Origin of the sequence: Cobetia sp. D5, from assembly GCF_035666195.1 — a bacterium.
Lineage (GTDB): Bacteria > Pseudomonadota > Gammaproteobacteria > Pseudomonadales > Halomonadaceae > Cobetia > Cobetia amphilecti.
Genome location: NZ_CP142020.1, coordinates 2,348,008 through 2,362,142, shown reverse-complemented (window position 1 = coordinate 2,362,142; position 14,135 = coordinate 2,348,008). Strand labels below are relative to the sequence as shown.

Sequence of the window (14,135 nt, the reverse complement as noted above, 5' to 3'; positions counted from 1 at the left end):
CTAAGCCCTTATGCAGGAAGCCCTCATGCAGGAAGCCCGTCCCATCATTGGGGCGGGCTTCCTGTCATTTGGCGGCGATAGTCTGGTGGGTGATGCAAGTGACGAGAATCAGGTCATTGCGCATTCACCTGATGTCACCGTAGCGTCAGCAAGTGAAAATTCTTTCGTATAGCTTTTGCTAAGCCCCTCGCTGGATTTCTGGTCGTTATCCTTTCCTTTCCGCTCCAAGAGAAACGTCATGTCACATCCGGATGAAACTGCAAGGCGTGAGCGCGACCCTGCGACGCCTGATGCCCCGCTTGCGAGCGACAAGGCGCGGCGCAGTGAAGTGCTGCGCACCTTCTTCACCTTGGGGCTGACCAGCTTCGGCGGCCCGATTGCCCACCTGGGATACTTCCACGATGAGCTGGTACGCAGGCGAGGCTGGTTGAGTGACAAGGCCTACGCCGAGCTGGTTGCGCTCTGTCAGTTCCTGCCGGGGCCGGCCAGCAGCCAAGTCGGTTTCGCGCTGGGCATGGTGCGTGGCGGTGGCGTGATGGGCGGGATACTGGCGTGGATCGGCTTCACCTTGCCGTCTGCGCTGGCGTTGCTGGTGTTGGCGCTGGTGGCGGGCAGCCTCGAAGGGCCGCTGGCCTCGGGGGTGATCCACGGATTGAAGCTGGTGGCGGTGGCCGTCGTCGCCCAGGCGATCTGGGGCATGGCGCGCAAGCTGTGCCCGGATTTTCGGCGTACCTGTTTGGCACTGTTGGCCATGCTGGGCCTAGCGCTGGCGCAGAGCGCCTGGGCGCAGGTCGGGGTGATCGCGATGGGCGCAGTGCTCGGCAGCCTGCTGTGTCGTGATGACAAGGCGGCATCCATGCGCCAGCAAGCCCAGGCAGCGGGGCTGTCACTGCCGGTCTCGACGCGCCTGGCGCGCTACTGCCTGGTCGCGTTCTTCGTGTTGTTGATCGGCCTGCCGCTGGTGGCCTCGGGTAGTCTGGTCGATATCTTCTATCGTGCCGGGGCGCTGGTGTTCGGGGGCGGGCACGTGGTGCTGCCGCTGCTGGAGGCTTCCACCGTCGAGACGGGCCAGATTGTGGCCGATACCTTCCTCACCGGCTATGGCGCCGCCCAGGCAGTGCCGGGGCCGCTTTTCACCTTTGCCGCCTGGCTGGGGGCCGGCATGGCGCAGGTGGGCGGCGGTTCGGCACTGTTCGGTGCCGTCATTGCGCTATTGAGTATCTTCCTGCCGGGGATTCTGCTGCTGATCGGTGTGGCGCCTTTGTGGGGGCGTCTGCGCGCCCGCGCCGGGGCGCGCGCTGCGCTCGCCGGTGCCAATGCGGCCGTGGTGGGCGTGCTGGGCATGGCGCTCTATGACCCGCTATGGACCACCAGCGTGCTGAGCCGCACGGACCTGGTGATCGCGCTGGCCGCCTTCATCGCTCTGACGCGTTTCTCGCTGGCACCCTGGAAGCTGGTGCTGGGGATGGTGATCCTCGGCGCGGTGCGTGGCGTGATCTAAGTCCCGACGTCGTATCTGGCAAAAGAACGCCCCCGTCTGCTGTTGGCAGGCCGGGGCGTTATTTTTCTGCAGAGCAGTTCATACCGAGCAACTTCAGGCAGAGCAACTCATGCAGAGCAGCTCATGCCGAGCGGCTCGCGGTTGGCATCACACTAGCGACAGCAGCGCGGTGACCAGCAGCTCGTTGTCGTAGTAGGGCGCGCTCTGCTCGCTGATCAGGCGGGTGTCGATCACGGTGATGCCCATGCGCTCGAGCGCCTCGATGCAGGGGCCGCCGGGGTAGTCACCGCGCTGGCTGTCGAGGAGCACGATGTTGAGCAGGTTCTCGGTGGGGCAGTCTTCCATGCGGCCGGTGAGGTCGGCACACAGGGTGTCGAGCAACACGCTGACCAGCTCATCCATGCGCTTGCCGGTCTGCTCCGGGTCCGGGCAGCAGTTGGGGATGTAGACCTTGGGGCAGGGGTTGGCCAGCACCGCGCGCCCGACGCCCTTGGGCAGCAGATTGGCGAGCACGCTGGAGTAGAAGCTGCCGGGAGGGAAGCAGATCAGCTCGGCCGACTCGATCAACTGGCGATTGTTGGCGTGCAGCTCCGGCACCACGGGCACATGGTGGTCGCCCTCCGTCGCGGCCAGACGCATGCGCGCGATGGGCGAATCGAGGGGGGCGACTTCCTTGCCGGTGATGCGGTGCTGGCCGATGATCTCGCGACCATCTTGCAGCGTCACCGCCAGATGGCAATCGGCATTGACCACGGCGCGCACCGTGCCGCGTACATGTACCAGCTTGGAGAACAGGAAGATGATCTGATCCAGCTGCTGGTGATGGTTCAGATAGCCACCGGCAATGATCAGATTGCCGATGCTGGCGCCGCGCAGATCGAAGCCTTCCGGCATGGCGTCGATGAGAAAGCCCAGCTGATGGCAGATCAGGGTGCGCATCGGTTCCGCGACCGCCATGGTCAACGGATGACGTCCGGCCGCCAGTTCGCGCAGCGTGGCATGTAACATCTCCGGGCGCGCTTCACGTGGCAGGCGGTGGGTAAACAGGCGATAGATGTCGGGATGGCCCAGGACGCTGTCATCGGCCAGCGCCATCAGGCGTGAACGCAGATCGCCGATGGCGGGCATCGAGAAGGCGTCGCGCAGTTTGGCCGAGCTGCCACCGGAGTCGAACGGCGTCACCAGATGGATGCTGTGGTGGGTATAGCGGGTCAGGGTGCGTGAGACCCCGGTCAGCGCGGTACCGCCACTGAAGAACAGCACGCGTGGGCCGACTTCGGGGGCTTTCAGATAGCGCCTGACGCGCATGGGATCGGGTACACGTGCGGTCCGACTGACCCTGACCTTGGCCATTGCATGGCTTCCTTTATGCTTGCATTTTTGGCATAGAGTGCCTTTTTTTACGCCCAGCGTCGCCTATTATGCACTTTCTCTCAATTCCAGCGCAGGGACTCTCGACTCCAGTCCAGTCTCTCGATCCCAGCCCAGCGTTTCTTGTTGCCAACCTGGTTTCCTTCATTGCCAACGTAGTGTCTGCCAGGCGCGCTGTTGCGCCAGGCTGGCGAGGGTCGGGTCCGGGTGGACGGCGAAGGGGTGATCGACGAACTCCAGCAAGGCCAGATCATTGCGTGAATCCGAATAGCCCCAGCTGGGCACCCCGGCGCTGTGGCCTGCATGTTGCTGTTGCCATGCCTTGAGTGCCGCGAGCTTGCCCTCGCGGAAGGTGCGAATGCCACGGGCCCGCCCGTTGTAGCAGCCTTGCTCGGTCTCAAGGGCCGTGGCCAGGGCCGCGTCCAGCGCCAGACGTTCGGCGAGGGGGGCGACCAGGTGCGCCGTCGAGGCCGAGATGATCACGACCTGATGATTCTGCGCGCGGTGCCAGTGAATTCGCTCCAGCCCCTCACGATATAGGCGCGGCATCAGCTCGGCATCGAGAAAGCGTGCCACCTCGGCATCGACCTCACTGACAGCGCGCCCTGCCAGCGGGGCCAGCAGGTGGGTCAGGTGGGTCTCCATGTCGAGCTCACCGGCCGCGTAGTCCAGCATCTGTTGTGCCCAGATCGCGCGATATTCCTCGCCATCGGCGATCCAGCCCTTTGCGATCAACCAGTCGGTCCAAAGCCCCGTGGCATCGCCCTCGAGCAAGGTGTCGTCGAGATCGAAGATGGCAAGTCCTGTGATGTCATCCATGGGGCACCTGCGACATGGCGGCGGTCTCGTTACCGCACAGCGCCTGGACCTCATCCAGATCGGCGTGCAGCATCACGCGCAGATGGCGCGGCAATAACTGCCGAGCGCTGCGATTGAGGACATCGACATTCAGGCGCAGTCCCTGACAGTCCACCTCGTAACGCACGATATTGCCGAGCAGCTGGTGGCGACGAATCACGCCCGGGCAGCCGGGGCCGGCATTGTCCGGCAAGGGCTGGGTCGGGAAGTTGGCATATTCATCCTGCTGTCCCTGGGGGCTGGTGTCCGGTTGCAGATACAGCGCTTCCGGACGCAGTGCCACGCGCGGGCTGTCGCTTTCATAGCCGAGCAGCGGGCGCGCCAGCTCGCGACCGATCAGATTGTAATGCCCCATGAAGCCTGCCGCCGTGGCATCCACCGGCCGCGTATACAGCGACTCGGCATTGCCCTGTTGCAGGATGCGCCCCTGATGCATCAGGAAGATGCGGTCCGACAGCAGCAGTGCCTCTTCCTGATCGTGGGTTACGAACAGGGTGGTCAGGCCGAGGCTCTTCTGGATGTCACGGATCTGATCACGCAGATGGCGGCGGATACGTGCATCGAGTGCCGACAGCGGCTCATCCAGCAGCAGGATCTGCGGCTCGACCACCAGCGCGCGTGCCAGCGCCACACGCTGACGCTGACCGCCAGACAACTGGTGCGGGAAACGCTGCGCCTGATCGGTCAGCTCCACCAGTCTGAGCACCTCGCTGACACGCCGCTCGCGCTCTTCCGGGCGCACCTTCTTCATGCGCAGCCCGAAGGCCACGTTCTCCGCCACGCGCATGTTGGGGAACAGCGCATAGTGCTGGAAGACCATGCCGATGCCGCGACGCTGCGGCGGCAGCGACGTGATGTCGTGACCATCGACGATGATCTGGCCGGCATCGACATCATTGAGGCCGGCGATGGCGCGCAGCAGGGTCGACTTGCCGCAGCCGGAGGGGCCGAGCAAGGTGATGAATTCCCCGCGTGCGATCTCGGCCTCTATCTCGGCGAATACCTGGGTCTTGCCGAAGCTCTTGGCCAGGCCATTGAGCTTGAGATAGTGCTGGTCGGCGGCGCGTTCGCGCAGGGCGCTGGTCAGAAGGCCGCCGGCGCTCTGGCTATCGAAAGTGGTGGCGGTGTCGATGGCAAGCATCAGCGGTCCCCTCGGGGTGCGGAGTCTGACGACTGGTGGTGGGTGTGGCGCGGCTCAGGGTCGGCGCTCGGCAGTGGGCCGGGCAAGCCGTCGGTCATGGTGGTGGCCAGCGCCTCGTCGGGGTCATCCGCGGGCATCTCCTGCTCGGCGGGCTGACGATTGCCGAGCCAGGTCAGGATCAGGGTGAACACGAACAGGGTGATGACCAGGGCGCTGGTGAAGTGGCCGCTGGCGCCGCGGATATTGTTCAGATAGACCTGCAGTGTCTCGAAGCGCGTGCCGACCAGCATGTTGGCGAACACGAATTCGCCGGCCAGGAATGAGAAGGCCAGGAAGACGGCAATCTGGATGCCGACGCGGATATTGGGCAGTACGACCAGGAAGAACGCCTTGAGCGGACTTGCCCCCAGCAGTTGAGCGGCCTCCATCAGGGACGCCACGTCCAGCGCACGCAGGCTGTTGGCCAGAGCGCGGTACATGAAGGGCAGCACGATGGTGAAGTAGGTGGGGATCAGGATCCACGGCGTGCCGACGATGGCCAGCGGGCCGCCCGCGTAGAGCTGCAGCAGGCCGACCGATGACACGATGGGTGGCACGGCGAAGGGCAGCAGGATCAGCCCATTCATCACGCTGTCCAGGCGCGGATAGCGTGTGTGGGCGAGAAATACCACCGGTACGATCAGCAGCAACGACAGTGCCAGCGCGCCGACGGCGACCAGCAGCGAGCGCCCGAACGCCGCCAGAAAACGCGGCGTGGTCCAGAGTTCCAGAAACCATTTCACGGTCAGGGCGTCGGGAGTCAGGCTGGCGCCCCAGCGTGTCGCCAGGGCGTAGAACAGCGTCGCGATCAGTGGCAGTGCCAGCAGTGCGAAGACACTGGTGACGATGAAGGTATAGACACTCACGCGGCGCAGGCGCGCCATCAGGCTGGGCAGCAAGGGCTTGCCGTGGCGATAGGGCAGTTCAGCGGGAAGTGACATGGTAGCTCCTGCGCATGAGCCATTGCTGAATCAGCGTGACGATGACGAGAATGACGACCAGCACCAGGGCCAGTGCACTGGCCAGTTCTGGCTGCAGGAACAGGTCTCCGGAGACCAGATTGGCGATGCGGATGGTCATCAGGTTGTAGCTGGTGTTCACCAGCGCATAGACGGTGGCGTAGGCGCCCATGGCATTGGCGAAGAGTACGGTGAGCGTGCCTGCCAGGGACGGCCACAGCACCGGCAGGCCGATGTGCTGCCAGTAGGCGAGGCGGTTGGCGCCCAGCAGGCTGGCGGCTTCACGCCATTCCGTCTTCAGGGTGCTGAAGGCGGGATATAGCAACAGGATGCCCAGCGGAATCTGGAACCAGGTGTAGATGACGATCAGGCCGGTGCGCGAGTAGAGATTGAAGTTCTCGAGCAGACCGATGCGCTCCAGCATCAGGGTCAGCATGCCGTTGGCGCCCATCAGGATGATGAAGGCGAAGGCCAGCGGGACACCGGCGAAGTTGCTGGTCATGTTGGTGAAGGCAATCATCATGCGCGTCAGGCGCGGACCACAGCGGTGCATGCTGTGACAGGTCACGGCGGCGATCGCCAGTCCCAGCACGCTGGACATGAAGGAGATCTCGAGGCTGCGCCAGATGGCCTGTCGGAAGAAGGCCGATGAGGCGATCTCGTGAAAGTTGGCCAGCCCCCAGCCCGTGGGGGTCTTGAAGGCGCTGATCATCACCCACACCAGCGGCGCGATCTGGAAGGCGCCGAAGATCAGCGCAAACGGCAGCAGCCACATGACGGGGCTGGTCAGGCGGCGCTTCAAGGCGGCAGACATCACTTGAGGCCTCGCGTGGCAGCATGACTCGTCAGCAGCGACGGATTGCTCGCCTTGCTGTGCTCAAGCCCCAGCAGTGTGGCCAGGGTGCCGCAGAGCTCGCGTTGCTTGAGATCCGTCGCGACGCCATTGGCGAAGGCGGTGCCGAAGGTCCACAGCGGCACGCGACGCTCCTCTTCCAGCAGGCCGGAATGTGAGCGGTCGGCATTCATGCCGTGATCGGCGGTCACCATCACCTGATAGCCGGCTTCCAGCCATGCCGGCAGGTAGTCGGCCAGCGCGACGTCGGCATGCCGTGCGGCATTGCGATACTGCGGCGTGTCGCCGCCATGACGATGGCCGGCATCGTCGATGTTCATGCTATGCACCAGCAGGAAGTCCGGGTCGTGACGCAGGCGCAGCATTTCGGCGTCACTGAACAGATGGTCATCCGGATAATGATCCTGCCAGTAGAAGATGCCCGCTTGGATGGCGGATTCCGGGTTGTCGAGCCAGCGATGGCGGGCCGGCACGAAGGGGGCCGCGACATAGAGTTCACTGACCCAATGATAGGCGGCGGCAGCCGTGCGCTTGCCCTGCTGGCTGGCAAGGGCGAACAGGCTGATGCCGCGTGAGCGGCGCACGATACCGTTGTTGACGATACCTGAGTCGACAGGCAGGTCGCCGGTCAGCAGGCATTCATAGAGCGGGCGCGACATGGCCGGCAGCTCGCAGTCCAGTGATTGATACTGGCCACGGCCGGCCTCGACCAGGGCACTCAGATAGCCCATGGCATGGTGACCCACGGCGTGGTTGAGGCCGTCGAGCACGACAAGAATGACACGCTGAGACATGGTGACTCCGTGAAGCTCAAGACGGCACCGCCAAGGCGATGCCGTCTGTCAGGATGGTGCGCGCTCTGCTCGCGTGAAGCAGAGGCCGGGGATCACTGCTGGTGGATCAGTACCTGGGACTGCCACTGGCGCGGCAGCTGCTTGGCACTGGCTTCCCAGCCCGCGAAGTCCTGGACCGGACGAGCATTGGCATACTGCTCGTTGGGCAGCAGCTTGGCGGCGATATCCTCGGGCAGGGTGAGGTGCTCGGCGCGGATGGGACGGGCATAGCCCTTGGCCAGATTCAGCTGACCGGCGTCGGAGAGGATGTACTCACGGGCCAGCTTGGCGGCATTCGGGTGCGCGGCATGCTTGTTGATGATGGTGGCGTAGCCGGAGGTCACGGAGGCATCAGACGGAATGACGACCTCGAAGGTGTCGCGGTTGATCTGATCGCGATAGTTCAGGGCATTGAAATCCCACAGCAGGGCGACTTCGACTTCGCCTTTCTCCAGGTTGGCGATGCTCGGCTCTGCCAGTGACAGACGGCCCTGGCGCGCCAGTTCCGCGAAAACTTCCAGGCCCGGTGTCAGGTCGGATTCCTTGCCGCCATTGGCGAAGGCAGCGGCCAGAATGGCGTTGTTGGCCTGGGACGCCTTGCCGACGGCGCCGACGGACACCTTGTAGTCACCTTCGGCGAGATCGGCGAAGGAGGTCGGGCGCTCATCTTCACTGACCAGCGTCTTGTTGATCATGAAGGAAATGGTGCCGGTGTAGCCCAGTACCCAGTGGCCATCCTTGTCTTTGGCCCACTCCGGGATCTGCTCCCAGGTCGTGGTCTTGTAGGCCTGGGTCACGCCTTGCTGCACCGCGATCGGACCGAAGGCGAAGCCCACGTCACCGATATCGGCGGTGGCGTTCTCACCCTCGGCCTTGAACTTGGCGACTTCCTCGGCGGAGCTCATGTCGGTATCGCTATGCGCGATGGAATACTTCGACTCGAGGTCTGCCCAGGTGTCCTTCCAGTTGGCCCAGCTGTCCGGCATGCCGACGCTATCGACACGGCCTTCGGACTGAGCGGCCTCGAGAAGGTCAGCCGGCATGTCGGCGGCACTGACGGAGGCACTGCCCAACAGGGCGGCCATGCAGGTGGAAACCAGCAGGCCGGTGGAGCGGGATGAGGTAGTGGCAATCGACTTCAAGGAGATTTCCCCAGTAGGTGATGAACAATCGCTGCGCTGAAGGTAAGGCGTGACGGGCATCAGGCACCCTGTCGACACGCTGAGAGCACGTCCGGGTGCTCAGGTCATTGCTCAGGCCAGTTCTCGTATCTTTGATCAGACCAGTGCTGTGCCAAGTGCTCAGGCAAGTGTCGAGACAGCCGAGACTGTGTGGTCTAGTTCAGTTCAAGAGGCACGATCGACTCTAGCGCTCGCCTGTGACAGTTGCGTGTCGTCAACATGTCGTTGTCATGGCATGGGGTGGCGGCTCTGCCTCTGCCTCCTTCATACCTTCTTCGTGCCTTCTTCGTGCCTTGCCGCGGGCTTCAGTCCTCGCTATCTTCCACAGCCATGGGCGGACAAGGCATGAGTCAGCGCGTGATGGCTGAGCTGGCGTGGCAGCCAGAGCTGTCACCGAGTTGTCACGCCAATGCCACTATTCTCCTCATGCGTGTCTCGACAAGCGTGTCTTGAAAAGCCGCACTGAACTTTGCGGGTCATCTGAACTAGACCACAGAAATCGCTTCTCTCTGACCCTTTCCATCCTGGACGCCCTGGATGTCATGCAAGTGACTCGCCAGAAATTGCTGTCTTTCGTTATCTTTCAGGAACTTCGCATGCCTTCATCTTCGCTTGAGCCCCAGAGTGACGCCGCCTCATCGGCAACTCCTGACGCGGATGTCCCCGTGGCAGGGCTCAAGGGCAAGTTGCTGAACCATCTTGAGGCAGCGCCGCTACGCGCTTCACAGCGCCTGCCCTCCGAGCGCGAGATGATCGAACGCTTTGTCACGACGCGGGTCACCCTGCGCGACACCTTGCTGCAGCTGGAGGCGGAGGGGCGCATCTATCGCGAGAATCGGCGGGGCTGGTTCGTCTCGCCGCCACGACTGCGCTATGACTTGCTGGCGTGCCTGCCATTTCGCGACATGGTCGAGTCACAGCAGCGGGTGGCCAGCACCGAGGTACTGGCGGCAGGAGAGGTCGCTGCCAACGCGGTGATCGCGCGGCGACTGGGGATTGCGGAGGGCTCAGTGGTCTATCGCATCACTCGCGTGCGGCGTATCGACGGGCGGCGCGTGCTGCATGTCTGCCATCACCTGCGACGTGACTGCTTCCCGGGCATCCTCGATTTCGACCTCGCGGCCCACTCCCTGACCGACCTCTATCGGCACGAATATGCCATTCGTGTCAGTCGCGTCAGCTTCGAGCTGGCCTCCACGGTGTTTGACGCTGAGGCCGCCGCCGCGCTGAACGCCGCGCAGGGCAGCCCCGCGCAGCGCATCACTCGCATCAACTTCGATCAGAATGGCCGCGCGGTGGACTGCGATGATGAACACTGGCGCCACGACGCCATCGAATTGACGCTGAGTGCCGCACCACAGAGCTAGTCGGCAAGTTCGCGGCGAAGCCTGAATGCCTGGCAGGCCGCTGGTGGCCCAGGCGAAAACGCCCGCACACCTCTCTGTCGGTGGAGGCCGTGCGGGTGTTTTTTGTGCGACGGGCAGGATTCGGGCGCGGTTGAGACCCGATCGATCGGTATCAGCGCATCAGCAGGCTTTCATCGACTTCGCGGAAGTGATGGGCGCTTTTCATCAGGGCGAGGGCGGTGAGGGCTTCGACGCCATAGACGCGGGTGGTGATGGCGTGGCGGGTGGCGACATGGTCCAGCAGCAGGGCGAAGTCGCCATCGCCGGAGGCGAGGATGATCTCATCGACCTCGGGGGCGGCTTCCATCACGTCGATGGTGATGCCGACATCCCAGTCGCCCTTGGCCGAGCCGTCGCCGCGCTGGATGAAGGGCTTGAGTTTGACCTCGAAGCCTATCTCGCGCAGGCGCTGCTGGAATTGCTGCTGCTTGGGGTCGCCACGGTCGATCGCGTAGGCGTAGGCATGCTGGATCGAGCCGAGGCGCTCGAGCTCTGCCCACAGGCGGCGATAATCGAACTGCCGACCGAAGGTGTCGCGGGTGGTGTAGTAGATGTTCTGCACATCAATGAAGACGGCCAGGCGTGTGCGTGCCCCATCCGCGTCGCGAGTGCCATGCACACTGTGCTGGCGGGAGTCGAGGGTGCTGTCGCGCGAAGAGGATGCTGGCATGGGCGTCGCCGTGGCGGGAGGAGCAAGGGCAGGCAAGAGGTGGTTTTCCTCTCCCCAGAAAGAAGCCGGCCGCTACCTGATGATGCAGGGCAGCGGCTGGAGGTCTAGCGATGAACAGCGCTCTCACCGGTCAGTGACTCGATGGCAGACGCCAGTTGAGTGAGGCGAGCAGCCCGTTCGGGCACCAAGGCTTGATGGGCAAGCCTCAGCTCTTGGCAGCAGGGTTTGACGGCTTGGTCGGCTTGACGCCAATGACCTGGCCGCTGACACCGGATTCAATCACATCCACCTTGCCACCACGGTCCAGGAAGGCCTGCATCTGAGCTTCAAGCGAGGCTGAGGTTTCGACAGCAGCCGGTGCTTTTTTCTTTGCAGCAGTACGAGTATTCGCCATGCGGGACTCCGTTCCAAGACGTGAGGGGTGAAGGTGCATGATAACACAGTGGCAACTTTGCTGCTTGATGGCGTCAATTTGGAATCAGAAGCCTGATGTTTTGCGTCGCTTTTCCTGGTGTCTGCAAGCCTCGCGCAGCTTGGTGGGTCGCTGTTGCGATCTGACCAACACAGTGATGCAGGGCAGCCAAGCCATTGAAAAGTCGGGCTGTCGGCAAGAGGTCAGTGGGCATGATCGCGATTGCCGCATGGCATGCGAATCCTTTTATGGGCGCTGAATCATCTTTGATGACCAGGCTCCCCGACGCTCAGCCAAGCAAGGAGAGACTCCATGACAAGCCCTTCCAACGGTGGTTTTGACGGACAGACTCGCGCTTATGCGGTGGCATCCGAAACGGCAGACCTGGCGCCCTGGAACTTCGAGCGTCGCCAGCCGCGTCCGGATGACGTGGCCATCGAGATTCTCTACTGCGGTGTCTGTCACTCGGATCTGCACGTCGGCCGCAATGACTGGGGCTTTTCTCAGTATCCGCTGGTACCGGGGCACGAGATCGTGGGTCGGGTGACCCAGGTGGGCAATGACGTCAGTCAGTACAAGGTGGGCGATATGGTCGGCGTCGGCTGCATGGTGGATTCCTGCCGTGAATGCAGCGCCTGTCAGAAGGGGCTCGAGCAATACTGCCTCGACGGCATGACCATGACCTACGGCAGCCCGGACCGTCACGATGGCAGCCTCACCCAGGGCGGCTATTCCGACAAGATCGTCGTCAGCGAACGCTTCGTGGTCTCCATCCCGGACAAGCTCGACCCGGCAGTGGCCGCGCCGCTGCTGTGCGCGGGTGTCACGACCTATTCGCCGCTGCGTCACTATGGCGTGAAGTCCGGTGACAAGGTCGGGGTGATCGGCATGGGCGGCCTGGGCCACATGGGCATCAAGTTCGCCAAGGCGATGGGCTGTGAAGTGACGCTCTTCACCCGCAGCGAGAGCAAGGTCGAGGAAGCGCGCGAGAATGGTGTCGATCATGTGATCGTCTCGACGGATGACGAGCAGATGGCAGGCGCCACTGAAACCTTCGACTTCCTGCTTGACACGGTGCCGGTGCCGCACGACCTCAACCCTTACCTCAATACCCTGAAGTACGACGGCACGCATATCCTCGTCGGCTTGGTGCAGGAAGTGGACCCCGCGCTGCAGGGTGGCAACCTGGTCATGAAGCGGCGTGTACTGGCGGGCTCGTTGATCGGTGGCATGCCGGAGACCCAGGAAGTGCTCGACTACTGCGCCGAGCACGACATTGGCTGCGATATCGAGATGATCGACATCGACACCATCAATGATGCCTGGAAGCGTATGCAGGAAGGCAAGGTCAAGTATCGTTTCGTGATTGACATGCAGAGCCTCAAGAACGCCCAATAAGCGCTGGCGCTGCTGCCGACGAGGCAGTCTGTCAGTGAATGCTGAAACCCCCGCCAATGACGCATTGGCGGGGGTTTTGTCGTAAGGTATGTCACAAAATTGCTACAGGGTGATTCCCGATGTATCGCAAAACGCGTATAAGAACGCGATGAAAACGCCAAAGAGAATCCAGCCGCTCATAGATGACGGTCTGGTCGATGAAGTGCTCCGCCCCTTGATGAGTGGCAAGGAAGCCTCGGTTTACGTCGTGCGCTGCGGAGAAGAGATTCGCTGTGCCAAGGTCTACAAGGATGCTGCCCAGCGCAGCTTCAAGCAGGCTGTGCTGTATCAGGAAGGCCGCAAGGTGCGTAACAGTCGCCGTCAACGGGCGATGGAGAAGGGCTCCGGCTTCGGACGCAACCAGCAGGAAGCCGCCTGGCAGAATGCCGAGGTCGATGCGCTGTATCGTCTGGCCGATGCCGGTGTACGCGTGCCGCAGCCGTTCGGCTGTTTCGATGGCGTGCTGCTGATGGAGCTGGTCACCGATGATGACGGCAATGTGGCACCGCGCCTGAATGATGTCTCGATGTCCGCCGAGCAGGCGCGGGAAGACCATGCACTGATGATGCAGTACATCGTGCGCATGCTGCATGCCGGCCTGGTGCATGGCGACCTGTCTGAGTTCAACGTGCTGGTCGATGACTATGGCCCGGTGATCATTGATCTGCCGCAGGCGGTCGATGCCGCGGCCAACAACAATGCCAAGAGCATGTTGGCGCGTGATGTCGCCAATATCACCGCCTACTACGCGATGTTCGCGCCTGAACTGGCACGGACACGCTACGCCGACGAGATCTGGGCAATGTTCGAGGCCGGTGATATGGACCCGGATGTCGAGCTGACGGGCCTTTATGAGGACGACGCCGAAGCGCCGGACGTGGATGCGCTGCTCGAGAACATCATGGCGGCCATGGAAGAAGAGCAGGAGCGCAAGGCGCGCCAGAAGAGTGCCGAAGAGGGCGATGATGACTAGCAGGAGTCTTTAGCTGCTAACTGCTGGCCGCTAGCCGCTAGCCAGGGCTCGGGCTCCCGTCAGAAGCGCTGAGGAGGGGCTCGCCAGTGGCAAGCGAGTGATGCCCTGTCACGCACGCTGTTGTTTCGATGGCCTGATCTTCCCACGAGTGCCGGGTAGATCAGGCCATTTCTGTTGGTGCCTTGTCTCGGCCGAAGGTAAGGCACAGAGGCGACAGGCGACAGGAGAAGGAGAAGGAGAAGGAGAAGGAGAAGGAGAAGGAGAAGGAGAAGGAGAAGGGATAGAGAGACAAGGCAGCCCGCGGCAGGATCCTCAGCGGAGATGTCACGCGGCTGCAATAAAATGATGCTCATATATGCCTATGCGTATTTATCGACATGCCTGTCATCGAGATACGTGTTCAGCATGCCGAGGGTGATTCTCATCACTGGCATGTGGCGATTGGCGAGGTGTCGCGCCAACCGGGGTAGCGGAGTCGTGAGGGATTGCGCTACCAAATAT

General features: G+C 62.7%; 14 protein-coding genes. 5 read left to right on the top strand and 9 right to left on the bottom strand.

The window, feature by feature from the left end:
• Nucleotides 1-25 precede the first annotated feature (25 nt).
• Nucleotides 26-172 (top strand): hypothetical protein, encoded by a 147-nt coding sequence (locus U0O11_RS09870; RefSeq protein ID WP_324689696.1) that lies wholly within the window; start codon nt 26-28, stop codon nt 170-172.
• Nucleotides 173-238: 66 nt separating this feature from the next.
• Nucleotides 239-1,501: a chromate efflux transporter gene (gene chrA / locus U0O11_RS09865; protein WP_324689695.1), complete on the top strand. Its 1,263-nt coding sequence runs from the start codon at nt 239-241 to the stop codon at nt 1,499-1,501.
• A 147-nt stretch (nt 1,502-1,648) separates the two neighbouring features.
• Here the strand turns inward: chrA and U0O11_RS09860 are convergent, their stop codons facing one another.
• The 7 genes from U0O11_RS09860 to U0O11_RS09830 form a co-directional block, all read right to left on the bottom strand.
• Nucleotides 1,649-2,854, bottom strand: a complete 1,206-nt coding sequence (locus tag U0O11_RS09860; protein WP_131432212.1) for a GAK system CofD-like protein — start codon at nt 2,852-2,854, stop codon at nt 1,649-1,651.
• A 162-nt stretch (nt 2,855-3,016) separates the two neighbouring features.
• Entirely contained in the window at nt 3,017-3,691 is a 675-nt protein-coding gene (locus U0O11_RS09855) for an HAD family hydrolase (RefSeq protein WP_165873958.1), read from the bottom strand.
• Nucleotides 3,684-4,871, bottom strand: a complete 1,188-nt coding sequence (locus U0O11_RS09850) for an ABC transporter ATP-binding protein (protein WP_324689694.1) — start codon at nt 4,869-4,871, stop codon at nt 3,684-3,686. Before U0O11_RS09850 ends, U0O11_RS09855 begins: the two co-directional genes overlap by 8 nt.
• Nucleotides 4,871-5,851 (bottom strand): ABC transporter permease, encoded by a 981-nt coding sequence (locus U0O11_RS09845; RefSeq protein WP_324689693.1) that lies wholly within the window; start codon nt 5,849-5,851, stop codon nt 4,871-4,873. Before U0O11_RS09845 ends, U0O11_RS09850 begins: the two co-directional genes overlap by 1 nt.
• Entirely contained in the window at nt 5,835-6,683 is an 849-nt protein-coding gene (locus U0O11_RS09840; protein WP_192839217.1) for an ABC transporter permease, read from the bottom strand. Before U0O11_RS09840 ends, U0O11_RS09845 begins: the two co-directional genes overlap by 17 nt.
• A complete protein-coding gene (locus tag U0O11_RS09835; RefSeq protein ID WP_324689692.1) occupies nt 6,683-7,516 on the bottom strand; it encodes an alkaline phosphatase family protein in 834 nt (277 codons plus the stop codon). Before U0O11_RS09835 ends, U0O11_RS09840 begins: the two co-directional genes overlap by 1 nt.
• 92 nt (nt 7,517-7,608) lie before the next feature.
• Complete coding sequence (locus tag U0O11_RS09830; protein WP_225996643.1) at nt 7,609-8,697, bottom strand: ABC transporter substrate-binding protein; 1,089 nt, start codon at nt 8,695-8,697, stop codon at nt 7,609-7,611.
• A gap of 635 nt (nt 8,698-9,332) precedes the next feature.
• On the opposite strand from U0O11_RS09830, the gene U0O11_RS09825 reads away from it, so the two are divergent.
• A complete protein-coding gene (locus U0O11_RS09825) occupies nt 9,333-10,103 on the top strand; it encodes a UTRA domain-containing protein (protein ID WP_324689691.1) in 771 nt (256 codons plus the stop codon).
• Nucleotides 10,104-10,254: 151 nt separating this feature from the next.
• Here the strand turns inward: U0O11_RS09825 and U0O11_RS09820 are convergent, their stop codons facing one another.
• Together U0O11_RS09820 and U0O11_RS09815 are read right to left on the bottom strand one after the other, a co-directional pair.
• On the bottom strand, nt 10,255-10,812 hold the full coding sequence (locus U0O11_RS09820; RefSeq protein ID WP_324689690.1) for a LabA-like NYN domain-containing protein: 558 nt from the start codon (nt 10,810-10,812) through the stop codon (nt 10,255-10,257).
• A gap of 205 nt (nt 10,813-11,017) precedes the next feature.
• Complete coding sequence (locus U0O11_RS09815) at nt 11,018-11,206, bottom strand: hypothetical protein (protein WP_084589604.1); 189 nt, start codon at nt 11,204-11,206, stop codon at nt 11,018-11,020.
• A 330-nt stretch (nt 11,207-11,536) separates the two neighbouring features.
• On the opposite strand from U0O11_RS09815, the gene U0O11_RS09810 reads away from it, so the two are divergent.
• Together U0O11_RS09810 and U0O11_RS09805 are read left to right on the top strand one after the other, a co-directional pair.
• Nucleotides 11,537-12,622 carry an NAD(P)-dependent alcohol dehydrogenase gene (locus tag U0O11_RS09810; protein WP_248377885.1) on the top strand — a complete coding sequence of 362 codons (1,086 nt, stop codon included), beginning with the start codon at nt 11,537-11,539 and terminating at the stop codon, nt 12,620-12,622.
• 148 nt (nt 12,623-12,770) lie between these two features.
• The gene (locus U0O11_RS09805; RefSeq protein WP_324689689.1) at nt 12,771-13,634 is read left to right on the top strand and encodes a PA4780 family RIO1-like protein kinase; all 864 of its coding nucleotides are present in this window, start codon (nt 12,771-12,773) and stop codon (nt 13,632-13,634) included.
• The last annotated feature ends 501 nt before the right edge of the window (nt 13,635-14,135 follow it).

What these genes read in the sequence shown, in the direction of transcription:
- U0O11_RS09870 (WP_324689696.1), top strand. Translation starts at nt 26, where the DNA reads ATGCAGGAAGCCCGTCCCATCATTGGGGCGGGCTTCCTGTCATTTGGC.
- chrA (WP_324689695.1), top strand. Translation starts at nt 239, where the DNA reads ATGTCACATCCGGATGAAACTGCAAGGCGTGAGCGCGACCCTGCGACG.
- U0O11_RS09860 (WP_131432212.1), bottom strand. Translation starts at nt 2,854, where the DNA reads ATGGCCAAGGTCAGGGTCAGTCGGACCGCACGTGTACCCGATCCCATG.
- U0O11_RS09855 (WP_165873958.1), bottom strand. Translation starts at nt 3,691, where the DNA reads ATGGATGACATCACAGGACTTGCCATCTTCGATCTCGACGACACCTTG.
- U0O11_RS09850 (WP_324689694.1), bottom strand. Translation starts at nt 4,871, where the DNA reads ATGCTTGCCATCGACACCGCCACCACTTTCGATAGCCAGAGCGCCGGC.
- U0O11_RS09845 (WP_324689693.1), bottom strand. Translation starts at nt 5,851, where the DNA reads ATGTCACTTCCCGCTGAACTGCCCTATCGCCACGGCAAGCCCTTGCTG.
- U0O11_RS09840 (WP_192839217.1), bottom strand. Translation starts at nt 6,683, where the DNA reads ATGTCTGCCGCCTTGAAGCGCCGCCTGACCAGCCCCGTCATGTGGCTG.
- U0O11_RS09835 (WP_324689692.1), bottom strand. Translation starts at nt 7,516, where the DNA reads ATGTCTCAGCGTGTCATTCTTGTCGTGCTCGACGGCCTCAACCACGCC.
- U0O11_RS09825 (WP_324689691.1), top strand. Translation starts at nt 9,333, where the DNA reads ATGCCTTCATCTTCGCTTGAGCCCCAGAGTGACGCCGCCTCATCGGCA.
- U0O11_RS09820 (WP_324689690.1), bottom strand. Translation starts at nt 10,812, where the DNA reads ATGCCAGCATCCTCTTCGCGCGACAGCACCCTCGACTCCCGCCAGCAC.
- U0O11_RS09815 (WP_084589604.1), bottom strand. Translation starts at nt 11,206, where the DNA reads ATGGCGAATACTCGTACTGCTGCAAAGAAAAAAGCACCGGCTGCTGTC.
- U0O11_RS09810 (WP_248377885.1), top strand. Translation starts at nt 11,537, where the DNA reads ATGACAAGCCCTTCCAACGGTGGTTTTGACGGACAGACTCGCGCTTAT.
- U0O11_RS09805 (WP_324689689.1), top strand. Translation starts at nt 12,771, where the DNA reads ATGAAAACGCCAAAGAGAATCCAGCCGCTCATAGATGACGGTCTGGTC.